2 protein-coding genes (1 of these 2 cut by a window edge) are annotated in these 21580 nt (G+C 69.3%); both read left to right on the top strand.

Annotated features, from left to right (window positions below; all coding sequences use genetic code 11):
- A protein-coding gene (locus RM844_RS22875; RefSeq protein WP_311669226.1) for a non-ribosomal peptide synthetase crosses the window boundary here: on the top strand, positions 1 to 7861 show its 3' portion. It extends 4628 nt beyond the left edge of the window; 7861 of the gene's 12489 nt are visible here — the last part of the coding sequence; its start codon lies off the left edge, out of view; it ends in the stop codon at positions 7859 to 7861.
- Positions 7858 to 21580 (top strand): non-ribosomal peptide synthetase (locus tag RM844_RS22870; protein WP_311669225.1); only part of this gene is annotated, 13723 nt, incomplete at its 3' end. The genes RM844_RS22875 and RM844_RS22870, both read left to right, overlap by 4 nt.

Genomic DNA, 21580 nt, shown 5'->3' with positions numbered 1-21580 from the left:
GTTTGAGTCGGTGGTGGGTGGGGTGTCGGGTGGGGTGGCGGTGGTTTGTGGGGGTGTGGGGTGTTCGTATGGTGAGTTGAACGCGCGGGTGAATCGGTTGGCGCGGTTGTTGGTGGCGGGTGGGGTGGGGCCTGAGCGGGTGGTGGCGGTGGTGTTGCCGCGTTCGGTGGAGTTGGTGGTGGCGTTGTTGGCGGTGTTGAAGGCGGGTGGGGCGTATCTGCCGTTGGATCCGGAGACGCCGGATGAGCGGTTGGGGTTCGTGTTGGCGGACAGTGCGCCGGTGGTGACGGTGACGGTGGGTGAGTACATGGGTCGGTTCCCGGGGGCGGCCGTGGTGTTGGACGACCCGGCCACGGTCCGGGAGTTGACCACCCTCGACGACACCAACCTCACGGACGCCGACCGGCCGACCGCCCTCCTCCCCGACCACCCCGCCTACCTGATCTACACCTCCGGCTCGACCGGCCGGCCCAAGGGGGTGCTGGTCCCGCACCGGAACGTGGTCCGGCTCTTCGACACCACCCGGGACACCTTCGGCTTCGGTGCCTCGGATGTGTGGACGTTGTTCCACTCCTACGCTTTCGACTTCTCCGTCTGGGAGTTGTGGGGTGCGCTGTTGTACGGCGGTCGGCTGGTGGTGGTGCCGCGGGAGGTGACCCGTTCGCCGGGCGAGTTCCTTGAGCTGTTGGCCCGGGAACGGGTCACCGTGCTCAACCAGACGCCGTCCGCCTTCTACCCGCTGATCGACGCCGACCGGCAGGCTCAGGCGTCGAGCGAACTGGCCCTGCGCTGGGTGGTGTTCGGCGGTGAGGCACTCGACTTCCGCCGCCTGGCCGGCTGGTTCGAGCGGCACCCGGAGGGCACCCCGCGGCTGGCCAACATGTACGGGATCACCGAGACCACCGTGCACGTCAGCTTCTACGAGCTGGCCGCCGAGCAGGCCACCGACGGCGCGCCCAGCGTCGTCGGCCGCCCCCTCGACGACCTGGCCGGCTATGTGCTGGACGACGCCCTGCGACCGGTCCCCGCCGGGGTGCCGGGCGAGCTGTACGTGGCCGGCGCCGGGCTGGCCCGCGGCTACCGGGCCCGGCCAGGGCTGACCGCCGGCCGGTTCGTCCCCAACCCGTTCGCCGCCGCGCCCGGTGCGCGGATGTACCGAACCGGGGACGTGGTGCGGTGGCGTTCCGATGGGCAGCTGGAGTTCGTCGGCCGGGCCGACGAGCAGGTCAAACTCCGCGGCTTCCGCATTGAGTTGGGCGAGATCGAGGCCGTGCTGGCCGGGCTCGACGGGGTGGCCAGGGCGGTCGTCGTGATGCGCGAGGACCAGCCGGGCGACCGCCGCCTGGTGGCCTATGTGGTCGGCCCGGACGCCCGGGTGCCGGCACTGCTGGACGGCTTGCGGGCCGCGCTGCCCGACTACATGGTTCCCTCGGCCATCGTCGTCCTCGACGCGCTGCCCCTCACCCCCAACGGGAAGTTGGACCGGCGTGCCCTGCCCGTCCCGGATCTGACCGGTCTGGACACCGGCCGCCTGCCACGCACTCCGGTGGAGGAGGTGCTGTGCGGGCTGTTCGGCGAGGTGTTGGGCGTGGGTGAGGTCTCCATCGACGCCGGGTTCTTCGACCTGGGTGGGCACTCGTTGCTCGCGACCCGCCTGGTCTCTCGTATCCGGTCGGTGCTGGACGTGGAGCTGTCGGTGCGGGACCTCTTCGAGTCGCCGACGGTGGCCGGGATCGCCGACCGGCTCGGCGCTGGCGGCGCCGGGGCCGGCCGGGCGCGGCTGGTTCCCGTGGTGCCGAGGCCGGACCGGGTGCCGGTGTCGTTCGCCCAGCAACGGCTCTGGTTCCTCCACCAGTTGGAGGGGCCCAGCCCCACCTACAACATCCCCCTGGCGCTCCGGCTGACCGGCCGGCTGGACGTCGGCGCGCTGCGCCTGGCCCTGGCCGACGTCGTCGAGCGGCACGAGGCGCTGCGCACGATCTTCGCCGACGACGAGCACGGCGCCCGGCAACTCGTGCTGCCGGCGGACCGGGCCCGCCCCGAGCTGTCGCTGGCCAGGGTGCCGTCGGCCGAGCTGGTCGACCGGGCCCGCGACGCCGCCCGCCACCCCTTCGACCTCGCAGCGGAACTCCCCCTGCGCGCCTGGCTCTTCCACACCGAGGAGCCGACGGGCGAGTCGCCGGGCGCCGAACTGGTCGAGGGCGAGTCCGCGCTGGTGCTGGTGGTGCACCACATCGCCGGCGACGGCTGGTCGATGGCGCCACTGGCCCGCGACGTGGCGCTCGCCTACGCCGCCAGGACCACGGGCCACGCCCCCGACTGGGCGCCACTGCCGGTGAGTTACGTCGACTACACGCTCTGGCAACGCGAGACGCTCGGCGACGAGCAGGACCCGGCCAGCCCGCTGGCCCGGCAGGTCGCCTACTGGACCCGGCAACTCGCCGACCTGCCGGAGGAGCTGGCGCTCCCCACCGACCGGCCCCGGCCGCAGACGGCCTCCTACGAGGGCGCCCGGGTGCCGTTCGCCATCGACGCCGAACTGCACGGCCGGATAGCCGAGTTGGCGGCCCGGCACGGGGTGACCACGTTCATGGTGGTGCGGGCCGCGCTGGCCGTGCTGCTGTCCCGGCTCGGCGGGGGCGAGGACATCCCCATCGGCTCTCCTATCGCCGGCCGCACCGACGAGGCGACGGAGGACCTGGTCGGCTTCTTCGTCAACACCCTCGTCCTGCGGACCGACCTGTCCGGCGACCCGACCTTCGCCGAACTCCTCGGCCGGGTCCGCCGCACCGACCTGGACGCCTACAGCCACCAGGACGTGCCGTTCGAACGCCTGGTCGAGATCCTGGACCCGGTCAGGTCCGCCGCCCGACACCCCCTCTTCCAGGTGATCCTCGGCTTCCAGACCGCCGGCGGCGCCGCCGCCGACGCCGCCCACACCTCGTTCCCCGGCGCCGACGCCAGCCCGCTGGAGACCCGCGTCAACCGCGCCAAGTTCGACCTCTCCTGGTTCGTCGTCCCGCGCGGCCCCCTCGACGCCCACGACGGCTTCGACTGCACCCTGGAGTACGCCGCCGAACTCTTCGACCGCGCCACCGCCGAATCGTTCATCGCCCGCTTCCTCCGCGTCCTGACCACCGTGGTGCCCGCCCCCGAAACCCCCCTCAGCGACGTCCCGGTGCTCGCCGCCGAGGAACACGCCCTGGTCGTCGAGGGCTGGAACCAGACCGCACACCCGCGGCCCGCCGACGCGCCCCAGACCCTGGCCGCCGCCTTCGCCGCCAGCGCCCACCGCACCCCGGACGCCGTCGCCGTCGTCAGCGACGACGCGTCCGTCACCTACCGGCAGCTGGCCGCCCGGGCCGACCGGCTGGCCGGCGCCCTGCGGGCCGCCGGCGTCCAGCCCGGCGCCCGCGTCCTGCTGATGCTGCCGCGTGGGGTGGACGCGGTGGTGGCGGTGCTGGCGGTGGTGAAGGCGGGTGGGGTGTATGTGCCGGTCTCGGCGGGTCTGCCAGTTGAGCGGCTGCGGTTCATCGTGGCGGACACCGGGGCCCGGGTTGCGGTGTCGGACGAGGTGGGCGCGGCCGGGCTGGCCGCCCTGGGCCTGGCCGTGGTCCGGCCGGACGCCTCGGCGGACACGGACGTACCCCTCGCCGACTCTGGGCTGCCCGTCGCCGATCGTCTGGCCTATGTGATGTACACCTCGGGTTCGACGGGCACCCCGAAGGGGGTGGCGGTCACCCAGCGGAACGTGTTGGACCTCGCGGCGGACCGGGCCTGGCTCGGTGGCTCCCACGAGCGGGTCCTGTTGCACTCGCCGCAGTCCTTCGACGCCTCGACGTTCGAGACCTGGGTGCCGCTGCTGGCCGGCGGCCGGATCGTCATCGCCCCGCCAGGCGACATCGACGTGGCCGTCCTCGGCCGCACCATCGAACGCCACCGGGTGACCAGCCTCTGGGTGACGGCGGCGCTCTTCCACGTCATGGCCGAGGAGGCCCCCGAACGGCTGTGCGGCCTGCGCGAGTTGTGGACCGGCGGCGAGGCGGTCTCGGCCGCCGCGCTGGCCCGGGTGGCCCAGGCCTGCCCCGACCTGAAACTCGTCGACGGATACGGGCCGACCGAGACCACCACCTTCGCCACCAGCTACCCCGTACCCGCCACCATCGCGCCCGGCACCCGAGTACCGATCGGCGCCCCCCTGGACAACACCCGGGCCTACGTGTTGGACGGGCGGTTGCGGCCGGTGCCGGTCGGTGTGGTGGGGGAGTTGTACCTCGCCGGCACCGGGCTGGCTCGCGGTTACTGGGGGCAGCCGGGCCTGACCGCGGGTCGGTTCGTGGCCTGCCCGTTCCCCGCCGACGCCGGGCGGCGGATGTACCGCACCGGCGACCTGGTGCGCTGGCGGGCGGACGGCCAGCTGGAGTTCGTCGGCCGCGCCGACGACCAGGTCAAACTCCGGGGCTTCCGAATCGAGCTGGGCGAGATCGAGACCGCCATCACCCGCCTCGACACCATCGCCCAGGCCGCCGTCGTGGTCCGCGACGACCAGCCGGGCAACCAACTCGTCGCCTACGTCGTCCCCGCCCCCGCCCGCACTGGCGCCCAGGAACAGGACGACCAGGTCGACGTCTGGCACACCGTCTACGAGGAGCTGTACCGCGCCGACGACCAACAGCACACCTTCGGCGACGACTTCCGCGGCTGGAACAGCTCCTACAGCCCCGAAGCCACCCAACAGGCCATCCCCGAGCCGGAGATGCGCGAATGGCGCGACGCCACCGTCCGCCGCGTCACCGCCCTCCAACCCCGACGCGTCCTGGAGATCGGCGTCGGCAGCGGCCTGCTGCTCGCCCGCATCGCCCCCGACTGTGAGGAGTACTGGGGCACCGACTTCTCCGCCCCCGCCATCGACCGCCTCCGCGCCCAACTCGCCGCCCGCCCCGACCTGGACCGGCGCGTCCACCTCCTGGTCCGGCCGGCCGACCACGTCGAGGGCCTGCCGACCGGCCACTTCGACACCGTCGTCCTCAACTCCGTCGTCCAGTACTTCCCCAGCGCCGAGTACCTGACCGACGTGCTGACCAAGGCGCTCACCCTGCTGGCGCCCGGCGGCTCCATCGTCGTCGGCGACGTGCGCGACAAGCGACTCGCCCGCTGCTTCCAGACCGCCGTCAAGATCAACCAGGCCGACCGGCTGGCCCCCGCCTCCGCCGCCCGCGCCGCCGTCGAACGCGTGCTGCTCACCGAGAACGAACTCCTCGTCCACCCCGACTACTTCGTGGCCCTCCAGCACCACCACACCGACCGCCTCGGCACGGTCGACATCCGGGTCAAGCGCGGCCGGCACCACAACGAGCTGACCCGCTACCGCTACGACGTGGTGCTGCACACCGGCCCCGCCCCGCAGGAGCCCACGCCGCGGGAGCCCACGCGTCAGGAGTCCACCTCCCAGGACCCAACGGCCCAGGGCCGGGCAGCCCAGGATCAGACAGTCCAGGGTCAGACAGTCCAGGGCCCGACGCCGGTGGTTGAGCTGCGCTGGGGCCGCGACCTCACCGACCTCGACCAGCTGCGGCGGCGGCTGCTCGCCGACCCCGCCCCGCTCCGGCTCACCGGCGTGCCCAACGCCCGCATCGCCCGCGACCTCGGCCTCACCCGCGCCCTGCGCGGCAGCGCCAACCAGGACACCATCGGCAAGCTCATCGACCGCACCGAGGTCTCCACCGTCCCCGACGTCGAGGACCTCTGCCGACTCGGCGAGGCGGTGGGCCGGTACCCCGTCCCCACCTGGTCCGCGCACGGCGACACCGGCACGCTCGACGTGCACTACCAGCCCGACGACCAGCCGGCGATCCTCCCCGCCTACCGGGCGGCCGACATCCCACGGGCCGACCTCGCCGAGTACACCAACAACCCGCTCGTCGTCGCCGACCTCGAACAGCGACTCGCCGATGTGGAGGTGGAGTTGCGGGGGGTGTTGCCGGAGTACATGGTGCCGTCGGTGGTGGTGCCGTTGGGTGGGTTGCCGTTGACGGTGAATGGGAAGTTGGATCGGCGGGCTTTGCCGGTGCCGGATTTCGCGGTGGTGGCGGGGGTGGGTCGGGGTCCGTCTTCGGTGGTGGAGGAGTTGTTGTGTGGGTTGTTTGCTGAGGTGTTGGGGTTGCGGGAGGTGTCGGTTGATGCGGGGTTCTTTGATTTGGGTGGGGACAGTATTTTGTCGATTCAGGTGGTGAATCGGGCGCGGCGGGCTGGGTGGGTGTTGTCGGTGCGGGACATTTTTGAGTTGCGGACGGTGGCGGAGTTGGCGCGGGTGGTGGTGCCGGTGGATGTGGGGGTGGGGTTGGGTGATGGTGAGGGGGTGGGTGGTTTTCCGTTGTTGCCGGTGGGGTTGTGGTTGGTGGAGCGGGGTGGTTTTGGGTCGTTTAATCAGTCGCAGGTGGTGCGGGTGCCGGCGGGGGTGTCGTTGGGTGATCTGCGGGCGGCGGTGGGGTTGTTGGTGGATCGGCATGACGGGTTGCGGTGGCGGTTGACGGGTGGGGATGGCGGTTGGGGTGCGGAGGTGGGTCCGGTCGGTTCGGTGCCGGTGGCCGACCGAGTGAGTCGGGTCGATGCCAGCGGGCTGGTTGAGGAGCAGTTGTTTGCCCTCGCCAGGTCGGAGGCGGTGCGGTTGCGGGATGGGTTGGATCCGGTGGCTGGTGTGGTGTGGGGGATGGTGTGGCTGGATCGGGGGCCTGGGGAGTCGGGGTTGTTGGTGTGGGTGGTGCATCACTTGGTGGTGGATGGGGTGTCCTGGCGGGTGTTGTTGCCGGATTTGGCGCAGGCGTATGCGGCGGTGCGGGCGGGGAAGGCCGGTGAGGGCGTTCTCGATCCGGTGGGTTCCTCGTTGCGGTGGTGGTCGAGGCGGTTGGTCGACTCGGTGGCGTCTCGGCGTGGGGAACTCGACTGGTGGGAGTCGGTCGCCCACGCGACCACCTCCGTACTCGGCACCCGGAGCGCGGAGTTGGGCAGCTACGCCACCGCCGGCAGCCTCGCCGTTCCGGTGCCGGTCGAGGTGACGGAGACGGTGTTGACGCGGTTGCCCGGGTTGTTCCAGGCGGGTGTGGACGAGGTGTTGCTCGCCGGGTTCGGGCTCGCCGTCCAGCGTTGGTGTGTTGAGCGGGGTGTTGAGGTGCCGGAGTCCGTGGTGCTGGATCTGGAGGGCCACGGGCGCGATGAGGAGGCTGTCGCGGGGGCTGCACTCTCCCGGACCGTGGGCTGGTTCACCTCTGTCTATCCGGTGCGGGTGGCCCCGGGGGCGGTCCCCTGGAGTGAGGTCCAAGGCGGTGCGTCCGCGCTGGGCGGGGTGGTGAAGCGGGTCAAGGAGCAGCTGCGCGAGGTCCCGGGGGACGGGCTCGGCTACGGCCTGCTCCGCTACCACGACCCCGAGGGCCGCGCTCGGCTCGCTCCACTGCCCACCCCGGAGATCGTCTTCAACTACATGGGTCGGTTCACCGCCCCCGGCAACGAGGCGAACGCCGACCGGGGAGCCGGCGAGAACTGGGTCCCCCTCGGCGGCGGCATCGCCGGACAGGGCCCCGACGTTCCCCTCTCCCACCCACTCGGCCTCAACGCCGTCGCCCAACAGGGCGACCGTGGGCTGGAGTTGATCGCCAACTGGTCCTGGAGTCCGCAGCTCATCGACCAGCCGGCTGTCGAGCGGCTCGCGGACCTCTACGTCCAGGCCCTCACCGGCCTCGCCGCCTACGGCGCCGACCCCACCGCCGGTGGGCTCACCCCCAGCGATGTCGCCCTGGACGACATCACTCAGGAAGAGATCGACGAGTTCGAGGACATGGACGACGAGTGGGAGAACCTGTCGTGAAGAAGAAGACTCGTAACATCGAGGACATTCTTCCGCTGTCGCCGCTCCAGGAAGGCCTCCTCTTCCACAGCGTCTACGACGAGGAATCGCCCGACGTCTACACCAACCAACTCGTTTTCGAACTCGAAGGCGCCCTCGACCGCGCGGCCCTGCACGACGCCGTCAACGGAGTGCTGCGCCGGCACGCCAACCTGCGGGCCGGCTTCCGGATGCGGAAGTCCGGCCAGTGGGCCGCCGTCGTCGCCCGCGAGGTAACGGTGCCGTGGCGGGACATCGACCTGCGGGAACACGACGGCGAGGCGGCGGAGGCGGAGGCGGATCGGCTGGTGGCGGCGGACCGCTGGGCCCGGTTCGACCTGGCCCGGCCGCCGCTGCTGCGCTGCCTGCTGATCCGGCTCGCCGGCGACCGCCACCGCTTCGTGCTCACCAACCACCACATCCTCTGGGACGGCTGGTCGCTGTCCGTCGTGATGGCCGAACTACTGGCCCTGTACGCCCACCGCGGCGACGCCGGGGCCCTGCCCCGGGTCCGCCCCTACCGCGACTACCTGAGCTGGCTCGCCCGACGCGACGAGACCGCCGCCCGGCACGCCTGGCAGAACGCGCTCGCCGACGCCGAGCCCACCCTGGTCGCCCCCGGCGCCACGGGCACCGTGGTCCCGGGCCAGGTCACCGCCGCCCTCGACACCACCATCAGCAACGCACTCAACGACCGGGCGCGGGAGTGGGGGGTGACGTTGAACTCGTTGGTGCAGTCGGCGTGGTCGTTGGTGTTGTCGGGGTTGACCGGTCGGGCGGATGTGGTGTTCGGGGCGACGGTGTCGGGTCGGCCGGCGGAGTTGGCCGGGGTGGAGACCATGGTGGGTCTCTTCATCAACACGGTGCCGGTGCGGGTCCGGTTGGACCCGGCGGAGACGCTGCGCGAGCTGGCGGTGCGGCTGCACGGCGAGCAGACCAGGCTGCTCGACCACCAACACACCCGCCTCTCCGACATCCAACGCTGGGCCGGCTACCCCACCCTCTTCGACACCACCACCATCTTCGAGAACTACCCCAGCAACGGCACCGACCAGGAAGCCGCGGCCGACCGCGCCCGACTCCGGGTCACCGACGCCACCGCCCACGACGCCACCCACTTCCCCATCAGCCTGCTGATCGCCCCCAACGAACAGCTGTCGTTCCGGCTCGGATACCGCCCCGACGTCTTCGACGAAACCGCCATTCAGAAGATTGCCGACACGCTGCGGACCAATCTGATTCGGTGCGCCACCGCCCCGGAAACCCCCGTCGCCGGACTTTCTCCCATATCGGCCGTGGAGCGTGAGCGGTTGGTGGTGGGGTGGAATGACACGGCGGTTGCTGATTCTGGCTTGGGTTCTTTGGTGGGGATGTTTGAGGAGTGGGTGCGGGTTTCGCCGGGGGCGGTGGCGGTTGTTTCGGGTGGTGAGCGGTTGTCGTATGGGGAGTTGGATGGGCGGGCGAATCGGTTGGCGCGGTTGTTGGTGGGTTTGGGGGTGGGGGTGGAGTCGTTGGTTGGGGTGGTGTTGCCGCGTTCGGTGGATGTGGTGGTGGGGTTGTTGGCGGTGTTGAAGGCGGGGGGTGGTTATGTGCCGGTGGATGTGGAGTATCCGGATGAGCGGGTGGGTTATGTGCTGGGGGATGCGTGTCCGGTGGTGACGTTGACGGTGTCGTCGGAGGCGGGGCGGTTGGCGTCGTTGGGTGTGGGTGGGGTGGTGGTGTGTCTGGATGATCCGGAGGTTGTGGGTCGGTTGGCGGCTGTTTCGCCGGCTGGCTTGGGTGAGGTGGGTGCGGCGGCTGAGTCGGTGGCGTATGTGATTTATACGTCGGGTTCGACGGGGCGGCCTAAGGGTGTGGTGGTGTCGCGTGGTGCGTTCTTGAATTTTGTTGTGGGGATGCGGGGTTGGTGTGGGTTGGGGTCGGGTGATTGGTTGTTGGCGGTGACGACGGTGGGGTTTGATATTGCGGGGTTGGAGTTGTTGGTGCCGTTGGTGTGTGGTGCGGGTGTGGTGGTGGTTGGGGATGGTGTGGTGCGTGATCCGGTGGTGGTGCGGGGTTTGGTGCGTGAGTTCGGGGTGCGGGTGGTGCAGGCGACGCCGAGTTTGTGGGCGGGGTTGCTTGCTGAGTCGTCGGGTGAGTTTGGTGGGGTGCGGGCGTTGGTGGGGGGTGAGGCTCTGCCGGTGGAGTTGGCGGAGCGGATGGTGGGTGAGTGTGGGTCGGTGGTGAATGTGTATGGACCGACGGAGACCACGGTGTGGTCCACGGCGGTGGAGCTGAGTCCCGGTGTTGGACGTGTGCCGATGGGTCGGCCGATTCGGAATACCCAGGTGTTTGTGTTGGATGGTTGGTTGCGGCCGGTTCCGGTGGGTGTGGAAGGTGAGTTGTATATCGCGGGCGATGGAGTTGCCCGGGGTTATTGGGAACGACCCGGTCTGACCGCCGGGCGTTTCGTTGCCAATCCGTTTGCCGCTCAGTCGGGTGCGCGGATGTATCGGACCGGAGACGTGGTGCGGTGGCGTGCCGATGGCCAGCTTGAGTTCGTTGGCCGGGTCGATGATCAGGTGAAGTTGCGGGGGTTCCGGATCGAGTTGGGCGAGATCGAGGCCGTGTTGGCCGGGCTGGAGGGGGCCGAGCAGGCGGTGGCGGTGGTCCGGGAGGACCAGCCGGGTGACCGTCGCCTGGTGGCCTACGTGGTCGGCCCCGATGCGCAGGTGCCGGTGCTGCTGGACGGGCTGCGGGCCGTGCTGCCCGACTACATGGTTCCCTCGACCATCGTCCCCTTGGACAGCCTCCCGCTGACCCCCAACGGCAAGCTCGACCGCAAGGCGCTGCCCGCCCCCGACCTGACCGGTCTGGACACCGGCCGCCTGCCGCGCACCCCCGTCGAGGAGGTGCTCTGCGGGCTGTTCGCCGAGGTGTTGGGCGCGGAGCGGGTCTCCATCGACGCCGGGTTCTTTGATCTGGGCGGGCACTCGTTGCTCGCCACTCGCCTCGTCTCCCGCATCCGCGCGGTGCTGGATGTGGAGTTGGCGGTGCGGGATCTGTTCGAGTCGCCGACGGTGGCCGGGATCGCGTCCCGGGTCGCCGATGGTGCGGCGGGTCGTGCCCGGCTCGCCGCCGTTGTGCCCAGGCCGGACCGCGTCCCGGTGTCGTTCGCCCAGCAACGGCTGTGGTTCCTCCATCAGTTGGAGGGGCCCAGCCCGACCTACAACATCCCCCTCGCGCTCTGCCTGTCCGGCTCGTTGGACATCGCCGCGTTGCGGCAGGCGCTGACGGATGTCGTCGGTCGGCACGAAGCCCTGCGGACGGTCTTCGCTGAGGATGAGTTCGGGGCGCGGCAGCTGGTGCTGTCGGGGGAGCGGGCCCGGCCCGAGCTGGTCGTGGAGACCATCCCGCCGGCTGAGTTCGCCGCCCGAGCCGACGAGGCGGCCCGCTGCGTCTTCGACCTGACCACCGACCTGCCGATTCGCGGCCGGCTCTTCCGCGCCGACGACGGGACGCCCGCGTCCATGCTGGTGTTGGTCGTGCACCACATCGCCGGCGACGGCTGGTCGCTGTCCACCCTGGCCCGGGACATCACCCGGGCCTACGCCGCCCGGGCCGAGGGCCGCGCGCCCGGTTGGTCGCCGTTGCCGGTGCAGTATGCGGACTACACGCTCTGGCAGCGGGATGTCCTGGGGTCGGAGGATGATCCGGCGAGTGTGCTGTCCAGCCAGGTCGGTTACTGGCAGGGGCAGTTGGCTGGGTTGCCGGATGAGTTGGTGTTGCCGACGGATCGGCCGCGGCCGGTGCGGGCGTCGTATCGCGGTGATCACGTGGAGGTGGCGGTTTCGGCGGAGACGCATCGGGCGCTGTCTGCGTTGGCGTCTCGGCATGGTGTGAGTGCGTTCATGGTGGTGCAGGCGGCGCTGGCGACGCTGCTGTCCCGGTTGGGCGGGGGTGAGGACATCGCGCTGGGTTCGCCGATCGCGGGTCGCACGGACGAGGCGACGGAGGACCTGGTCGGCTTCTTCACCAACACGCTGGTGTTGCGGACCGACCTGTCCGGGGACCCGACCTTCGCTGATCTCCTTTCGCGTGTTCGACGCACCAACCTGGACGCCTATGCCCACCAGGACGTGCCGTTCGAGCGTCTCGTCGAGGTGCTCAACCCGACCCGTTCGCTCGCCCGGCACCCGCTCTTCCAGGTGCTGCTGGGCTTCAACCAGGACGTCCAACAACGGGGTCTGGCAGACCGCGAGTTGGGCCTTCCCGGGTTGGACGTCGCCAGCCACTCGCTGGGCTCCGGCGTCGCGAAGTTCGACCTCGCCTTCTTCCTGGCTGAGCGTCGTGATGAGGGGGACGGTCCTGGGGGCATTGTGGGGCGGGTGGAGTTTGCCTCGGATCTGTTTGATCGGGGTTCGGTTGAGGTTTTGGTGGAGCGCCTTGTGCGGGTGTTGGCGGAGTTGGTGGGGCGTCCTGAGGTGCGGGTGAGTGGGGTGGAGTTGTTGTCTGTGGTGGAGCGTGAGCGGTTGGTGGTGGGGTGGAATGACACGGCGGTTGCTGATTCTGGCTTGGGTTCTTTGGTGGGGATGTTTGAGGAGTGGGTGCGGGTTTCGCCGGGGGCGGTGGCGGTTGTTTCGGGTGGTGAGCGGTTGTCGTATGGGGAGTTGGATGGGCGGGCGAATCGGTTGGCGCGGTTGTTGGTGGGTTTGGGTGTGGGGGTGGAGTCGTTGGTTGGGGTGGTGTTGCCGCGTTCGGTGGATGTGGTGGTGGGGTTGTTGGCGGTGTTGAAGGCGGGGGGTGGTTATGTGCCGGTGGATGTGGAGTATCCGGATGAGCGGGTGGGTTATGTGCTGGGGGATGCGTGTCCGGTGGTGACGTTGACGGTGTCGTCGGAGGCGGGGCGGTTGGCGTCGTTGGGTGTGGGTGGGGTGGTGGTGTGTCTGGACGATCCGGAGGTCATGGGTCGGTTGGTGGGTCTGGATGCGGGGGCTTTGGGTGATGTGGGGGTGGGTTCTTCGTCGGTGGCGTATGTGATTTATACGTCGGGTTCGACGGGGCGGCCTAAGGGTGTGGTGGTGTCGCGTGGTGCGTTCTTGAATTTTGTTGTGGGGATGCGGGGTTGGTGTGGGTTGGGGTCGGGTGATTGGTTGTTGGCGGTGACGACGGTGGGGTTTGATATTGCGGGGTTGGAGTTGTTGGTGCCGTTGGTCTGTGGTGCGGGTGTGGTGGTGGTTGGGGATGGTGTGGTGCGTGATCCGGTGGTGGTGCGGGGTTTGGTGCGTGAGTTCGGGGTGCGGGTGGTGCAGGCGACGCCGAGTTTGTGGAGTGGGTTGCTTGCTGAGTCGTCGGGTGAGTTTGGTGGGGTGCGGGCTTTGGTGGGGGGTGAAGCTCTGCCGGTGGAGTTGGCGGAGCGGATGGTAGGTGTGTGTGGGTCGGTGGTGAATGTGTATGGGCCGACGGAGACCACGGTGTGGTCCACGGCGGTGGAGTTGTCTGAAGAAACTGGTCGGGTGTCGATGGGTCGGCCGATCCGGAACACTCAGGTTTTCGTTCTCGACGGTTGGTTGCGGCCGGTTCCGGTGGGTGTGGAAGGTGAGTTGTATATCGCGGGCGATGGTGTGGCGCGGGGTTATTGGGAACGGCCCGGTCTTTCGGCGTCGCGTTTTGTCGCGAATCCGTTCAGTGGTGTGGCGGGTGCGCGGATGTATCGGACCGGGGATGTGGTGCGGTGGCGGGCGGATGGCCAGTTGGAATTTGTGGGCCGGGCTGACGATCAGGTGAAGTTGCGTGGTTTCCGGATTGAGTTGGGCGAGATCGAGGCCGTGCTCGCGGGTTTGGAAGGCGTGACGCAGGCGGTGGCGGTGGTCCGGGAGGACCAGCCGGGCGACCGGCGCCTGGTGGCCTACGCGGTTCCGGCCGAAGCGCCCGTGCCGGCGCTGCTGGATGCCCTGCGCACAGTGCTGCCGGAGTACATGGTTCCCTCGACCATCGTCCCCCTGGACAGCCTCCCGCTGACCCCCAACGGCAAGCTCGACCGCAAGGCGCTGCCCGCCCCCGACCTGACCGGTCTGGACACCGGCCGCCTGCCACGCACCCCCGTCGAGGAGGTGCTCTGCGGGCTCTTCGCCGAGGTGCTCGGCGCGGAGCGGGTCTCCATCGACGCCGGGTTCTTCGACTTGGGTGGGCACTCGTTGCTCGCCACTCGCCTCGTCTCCCGTATCCGGTCGGTGCTGGACGTGGAGCTGTCGGTGGCGGACCTGTTCGAGTCGCCGACGGTGGCCGGGATCGGCTCCCGCGTCGCGGGTGGTGCGGCCGGCCGTGCCCGCCTGACTGCCACCACGCCCAGGCCGGACCGGGTGCCGGTCTCCTACGCCCAGCAACGTCTCTGGTTCCTCCATCAGTTGGAGGGCCCCAGCCCCACCTACAACATTCCGCTCGCCCTCCGGCTCACCGGCCAGCTAGACGTCGACGCGCTGCGGCTGGCACTGACGGATGTCGTCGGTCGACACGAAGCCCTGCGGACGGTCTTCACCGAGGACGGGCACGGCGCCCGGCAGCTCGTGCTGCCGACGGACCGGGCGATGCCGGAGCTGGTGGTGGAGACGGTGCCGCCGGCCGAGCTGCTGTTCCGAGTCCGCGCCGCGGCCCGCTGCGTCTTCGACCTGACCACGGACCTCCCTGTCCGCGGTTGGCTCTTCCAGGAGGGCGAGGCAGAGTGGGTGCTGGTGTTGGTGGTGCACCACATCGTCGGGGACGCCTGGTCGATGGCGCCGCTGGCCCGGGACATCACCCGGGCCTACGCCGCCCGGGCCGAGGGCCGCGCGCCCGGCTGGTCGGCGCTGCCGGTGCAGTACGCCGACTACACCCTCTGGCAGCGTGAGACGCTCGGCGACGAGCGGGACCCCGACAGTGTGCTGGCCCGCCAGGTTGCCTACTGGCGCCAGCAACTCGCCGACCTGCCCGACGAGGTGGTACTGCCCACCGACCGGCCCCGGCCGGCCAGAGCCAGCAACCAAGGCGCCCAGGTGCCCTTCGAGATCGACACCGGTCTCCACGAGCGACTGACGGCGCTGGCCAGCCAGCACGGCGTCAGCCTCTTCATGGTCGTCCAGGCCGCCCTGGCCACCCTGCTGTCCCGGCTCGGCGGCGGCGAGGACATCGCGCTCGGTTCGCCGATCGCGGGTCGTACGGACGAGGCGACGGAGGACCTGGTCGGGTTCTTCGTCAACACCCTCGTCCTACGCACCGACCTGTCCGGGGACCCGACCTTCGCCGAGCTGCTCGGCCGGGTCCGGCGTACCAACCTGGACGCGTACGCGCACCAGGACGTGCCGTTCGAGCGCCTCGTCGAGGTGCTCAACCCGGCCCGCTCCCTCGCCCGACACCCCCTCTTCCAGGTACTGCTCAACGTGAACCAGGACGCTCAGCGTCTGGCCGAGGACCGGGTCACTTCGGTGGCCGACCTGACGGTCGCCGCGCTGCCCCTCGAATCCGGGTCGTCGAAGTTCGACCTCGGGATCTTTCTCGGAGACCGGCACGGCCCTGACGGCGCGCGTCCGAATGGCCTGACCGGTCGCTGGGAATACCGCACCGACCTGTTTGACGAGTCGACGGTCGAAAGTATGCGGGACCGATTCATCCACCTGCTCGACGCGATATCCCAAGCACCCGAGGTCGTGCTCAGCCGCATCGATATCACCACCGAAGTTGAGCGTGCGCGGTGGGTGGGGGAGTGGGGTGGTGAGTCGGTGGTGGTGCCGCCGGTGGGGGATGTGGTGGGGATGTTTGAGGAGCGGGTGCGGGTTTCGCCGGGGGCGGTGGCGGTTGTTTCGGGTGGTGAGCGGTTGTCGTATGGGGAGTTGGATGGGCGGGCGAATCGGTTGGCGCGGTTGTTGGTGGGTTTGGGTGTGGGGGTGGAGTCGTTGGTTGGGGTGGTGTTGCCGCGTTCGGTGGATGTGGTGGTGGGGTTGTTGGCGGTGTTGAAGGCGGGGGGTGGTTATGTGCCGGTGGATGTGGAGTATCCGGATGAGCGGGTGGGTTATGTGTTGGGGGATGCGTGTCCGGTGGTGACGTTGACGGTGTCGTCGGAGGCGGGGCGGTTGGCGTCGTTGGGTGTGGGTGGGGTGGTGGTGTGTCTGGATGATCCGGAGGTTGTGGGTCGGTTGGCGGCTGTTTCGCCGGCTGGCTTGGGTGAGGTGGGCGTGGGTTCTTCGTCGGTGGCGTATGTGGTTTATACGTCGGGTTCGACGGGTCGGCCTAAGGGTGTGGTGGTGTCGCGTGGGTCGTTGGGGGCGTATGTGGGGTATGCGCGGGGTGCTTATGTGGGGGTGGCTGGTGGGTGGTCGTTGGTGCCTTCTTCGGTGGCGTTTGATTTGACGGTGACGGGGTTGTTCACGCCGTTGGTTTCGGGTGGTGCGGTGTGTTTGGCGGGGTTGGAGGAGGAGGCCGCGGTGGTGGGGTTGGGTGTGGGGGGTGGTGGGCCTTCGTTGATGAAGGTGACGCCTTCGCATGTGGGGTTGTTGGAGTCGTTGCCGAAGTCGGTTTCGCCGTCGGGGTTGTTGTTGGTGGGGGGTGAGGCGTTGCGGGGTGAGGTGTTGGAGCGGTGGCGTTCGTTGTTTCCTTCGGTGGTGGTGGCGAATGTCTATGGGCCGAGTGAGGCGACGGTGAACTGTACGGAGTTTAGTCTTTTGCCGGGGGAGGAGACTCCGGTGGGGGCGGTGCCGATTGGGCGGCCGTTTCCGCATGCGCGGGTGTTTGTGTTGGATGGTTGGTTGCGGCCGGTTCCTCCGGGTGTGGTGGGTGAGTTGTATATCGCGGGTGCTGGGGTGGCGCGGGGGTATTGGGAGCGTCCTGGTCTTTCGGCGTCGCGTTTTGTCGCGAATCCGTTCAGCACGACGCCGGGTGCGCGGATGTATCGGTCCGGGGATGTGGTGCGGTGGCGGGCGGATGGTCAGTTGGAGTTTGTGGGGCGGGTTGATGATCAGGTGAAGTTGCGGGGGTTCCGGATCGAGTTGGGCGAGGTCGAGGCCGTGCTCGCGGGTTTGGACGGGGTTTCCCGGGCGGTGGTGGTGGTTCGGGAGGACCAGCCGGGGGACCAGCGGCTGGTGGCCTATGTGGTGGGCCCGGACACGCAGGTGTCGGTGCTGCTGGACGGGCTGCGGGCCGTACTGCCCGACTACATGGTTCCCTCGGCCATCGTCGTCCTCGACGCGCTGCCCCTGACCCCCAACGGCAAGCTCAACCGCGACGCGCTGCCCGTCCCGGATCTGACCGGTCTGGACACCGGCCGCCTGCCACGTACCCCCGTGGAGGAGGTGTTGTGTGGGCTGTTCGCCGAGGTGTTGGGTGTGGAGCAGGTCTCCATTGACGCTGGGTTCTTTGATCTGGGTGGGCATTCGTTGCTGGCCACTCGCCTTGTCTCCCGTATCCGGTCGGTGCTGGATGTGGAGTTGGCGGTGCGGGATCTGTTTGAGTCGCCGACGGTTGCTGGGATTGCGTCTCGGGTTGCTGGTGGTGCGGCGGGTCGTGTCCGTCTGGCGGCCACCGTGCCGAGGCCGGTCCGGGTGCCGGTGTCGTTTGCCCAGCAACGGCTGTGGTTTTTGCACCAGTTGGAGGGGCCCAGTCCGACCTACAACATTCCGCTCGCGCTTCGGTTGAGCGGCTCGTTGGATGTCGCCGCGTTGCGGCAGGCACTGATCGACGTGGTGCTGCGGCATGAGGCGCTGCGCACGGTGTTCGCCGAGGACGAGTTGGGGGCGCGCCAGCTGGTGCTGTCGGGGGAACGAGCCCGGCCCGAGCTGGTCGTGGAGACGGTCGCGGCGGCGGAGGTCGGTGACCGGGTGCGGGCTGCCGGCCGGTACTCGTTCGACCTGACCACTGACCTCCCCATCCGTGGCTGGCTCTTCCGGAGCGCGGAGAAGACAACGGAGTCCGTGCTGGTGCTGGTGGTGCACCACATCGCCGGCGACGCCTGGTCGATGGGGCCCCTCGCCCGGGACATCACCCGGGCCTATCTGGCGCGCGCGGCCGGACAGCCGCCGGAGTGGCGGGCCCTGCCGGTGCAGTATGCGGACTACACGCTCTGGCAGCGTGCCAGTCTCGGGTCGGAGGATGATCCGGCGAGTGTGCTGTCCAGCCAGGTCGGTTATTGGCAGCGGCAGTTGGCTGGGTTGCCGGATGAGTTGGTGTTGCCGACGGATCGGCCGCGGCCGGTGCGGGCGTCGTATCGCGGTGATCACGTGGAGGTGGCGGTTTCGGCGGAGACGCATCGGGCGCTGTCTGCGTTGGCGTCTCGGCATGGTGTGAGTGCGTTCATGGTGGTGCAGGCGGCGCTGGCGACGCTGCTGTCCCGGTTGGGCGGGGGTGAGGACATCGCGCTGGGTTCGCCGATCGCGGGTCGTACGGACGAGGCGACGGAGGACCTCGTCGGGTTCTTCACCAACACGTTGGTGTTGCGGACCGACCTGTCCGGGGACCCGACCTTCGCCGAGTTGCTCGGCCGGGTCCGGCGCACCAACCTGGACGCCTATGCCCACCAGGACGTGCCGTTCGAGCGTCTCGTCGAGGTGCTCAACCCAGCCCGCTCCCTCGCCCGACACCCCCTCTTCCAGGTGATGCTTTCGTTCAACAACACCGAGACCCAGCAGGCGGACGACCGGCTGCTGGAGCACGCCGAGCTGACCGTGACGGCGGAGCGAAGTTCGTCGAATACTGCCAAGTTCGACCTTGCCTTCTTTTTGGCTGAGCGTCGTGGTGAGCGGGACGGCTTGGGTGGCATGGTGGGGCGGGTGGAGTTTGCCTCGGATCTGTTTGATCGGGGTTCGGTTGAGGTTTTGGTGGAGCGCTTTGTGCGGGTGTTGGCTGATCTGGTGGAGCGTCCTGAGGTGCGGGTGAGTGGGGTGGAGTTGTTGTCCGCGGTGGAGCGTGAGCGGTTGGTGGTGGGGTGGAATGATACGGCGGTTGCTGATTCTGGCTTGGGTTCTTTGGTGGGGATGTTTGAGGAGCAGGTGGCGCGTTCTGGCGATGTGGTGGCGGTGGTGTGTGGTGAAGAGCGGTTGTCGTATGCGGAGTTGGGTGGGCGGGCGAATCGGTTGGCGCGGTTGTTGGTGGGTTTGGGTGTGGGGGTGGAGTCGTTGGTTGGGGTGGTGTTGCCGCGTTCGGTGGATGTGGTGGTGGGGTTGTTGGCGGTGTTGAAGGCGGGGGGTGGTTATGTGCCGGTGGATGTGGAGTATCCGGATGAGCGGGTGGGTTATGTGTTGGGGGATGCGTGTCCGGTGGTGACGTTGACGGTGTCGTCGGAGGCGGGGCGGTTGGCGTCGTTGGGTGTGGGTGGGGTGGTGGTGTGTCTGGATGATCCGGAGGTTGTGGGTCGGTTGGCTGCTGTTTCGCCGGCTGGCTTGGGTGAGGTGGGTGCGGCGGCTGAGTCGGTGGCGTATGTGATTTATACGTCGGGTTCGACGGGGCGGCCTAAGGGTGTGGTGGTGTCGCGTGGTGCGTTCCTTAACTTCGCCAGAGGGATGCGGGGTTGGTGTGGGTTGGGGTCGGGTGATTGGTTGTTGGCGGTGACGACGGTGGGGTTTGATATTGCGGGGTTGGAGTTGTTGGTGCCGTTGGTGTGTGGTGCGGGTGTGGTGGTGGTTGGGGATGGTGTGGTGCGTGATCCGGTGGTGGTGCGGGGTTTGGTGCGTGAGTTCGGGGTGCGGGTGGTGCAGGCGACGCCGAGTTTGTGGAGTGGGTTGCTTGCTGAGTCGTCGGGTGAGTTTGGTGGGGTGCGGGCGTTGGTGGGGGGCGAGGCTCTGCCGGTGGAGTTGGCGGAGCGGATGGTGGGTGAGTGTGGGTCGGTGGTGAATGTGTATGGGCCGACGGAGACCACGGTGTGGTCTACGGCGGTGGAGTTGTCTGAAGAAACTGGTCGGGTGTCGATGGGGCGGCCGATTCGGAATACCCAGGTGTTTGTGTTGGATGGTTGGTTGCGGCCGGTTCCGGTGGGTGTGGAAGGTGAGTTGTATATCGCGGGCGATGGAGTTGCCCGGGGTTATTGGGAACGGCCGGGGTTGACCTCGACGCGGTTCGTCGCCAACCCGTTCAGTGCGACGCCTGGTGCGCGGATGTATCGGACCGGGGATGTGGTGCGGTGGCGGGCGGATGGCCAGTTGGAGTTTGTGGGCCGGGCTGACGATCAGGTGAAGTTGCGGGGTTTCCGGATCGAGTTGGGCGAGATCGAGGCCGTGCTCGCGGGTTTGGAAGGCGTGACGCAGGCGGTGGCCGTGGTCCGGGAGGACCAGCCGGGCGACCGGCGCCTGGTGGCCTACGCGGTTCCGGCCGAAGCGCCCGTGCCGGTGCTGCTGGATGCCCTGCGCACAGTGCTGCCGGAGTACATGGTTCCCTCGACCATCGTCCCCCTGGACAGCCTCCCGCTGACCCCCAACGGCAAGCTCGACCGCAAGGCGCTGCCCGCCCCCGACCTGACCGGTCTGGACACCGGCCGCCTGCCGCGCACCCCCGTCGAGGAGGTGCTCTGCGGGCTCTTCGCCGAGGTGCTCGGCGCGGAGCGGGTCTCCATCGACGCCGGGTTCTTCGATCTGGGTGGGCACTCGTTGCTCGCCACCCGTCTTGTCTCCCGCATCCGCGCGGTGCTGGACGTGGAGCTGTCGGTGCGGGACCTGTTCGAGTCGCCGACGGTGGCCGGGGTCGCCGCTCGGGTCGGTGGTGGCGGGGTGGGCCGCGCCCGGCTGACCGCCGCCGTTCCCAGGCCGGACCGGGTGCCGGTCTCCTACGCCCAGCAACGTCTCTGGTTCCTGCACCAGCTGGAGGGCCCCAGCCCCACCTACAACATCCCCCTCGCCCTCCGGCTCACCGGCCAGCTGGACGCCGACGCGCTCCAGCAGGCGCTGGCCGACGTGGTCGGCCGGCACGAAGCCCTGCGGACCGTCTTCACCGAGGACGAGCACGGCGCCCGGCAGCTCGTGCTGCCGACGGACCGGGCGGTGCCGGAGCTGGTGGTGGAGTCGGTCGCGGCGGCGGAGGTCGGTGACCGGGTGCGGGCTGCCGGCCGGTACTCGTTCGACCTGACCAAGGACCTCCCCATCCGTGGCTGGCTCTTCAAGAGCGAGGCGGCCGCGGGGGAGGGCGAGGCAGAGTGGGTGCTGGTGTTGGTGGTGCACCACATCGCCGGGGACGCCTGGTCGATGGCGCCGCTGGCCCGGGACATCACCCGGGCCTACGCCGCCCGGGCCGAGGGCCGCGCGCCCGGCTGGTCGCCGCTGCCGGTGCAGTACGCCGACTACACCCTCTGGCAGCGTGAGACGCTCGGCGACGAGCGGGACCCGGAGAGCGTGCTGGCCCGCCAGGTTGCCTACTGGCGCCAGCAACTCGGCGACCTGCCCGACGAGTTGCCGCTTCCCACCGACCGGCCTCGGCCGGCCAGGGCCAGCTACCAGGGTGCGCGGGTGCCCTTCGAGATCGACACCGGGCTCTACCAGCGACTGACGGCGCTGGCCAGCCAGCACGGCGTCAGCCTCTTCATGGTCGTCCAGGCCGCCCTGGCCACCCTGCTGTCCCGGCTCGGCGGCGGCGAGGACATCGCGCTGGGTTCGCCGATCGCGGGTCGTACGGACGAGGCGACGGAGGACCTGGTCGGGTTCTTCGTCAACACCCTCGTCCTACGCACCGACCTGTCCGGGGACCCGACCTTCGCCGAGCTGCTCGGCCGGGTCC

Source organism: Streptomyces chisholmiae (assembly GCF_031845445.1).
In the GTDB taxonomy this organism is placed as follows: Bacteria; Actinomycetota; Actinomycetes; order Streptomycetales; family Streptomycetaceae; genus Streptomyces; species Streptomyces chisholmiae.
The sequence above is the reverse complement of the archived record's forward strand: the minus strand, read 5'-3'. Positions and strand labels throughout refer to the sequence as shown.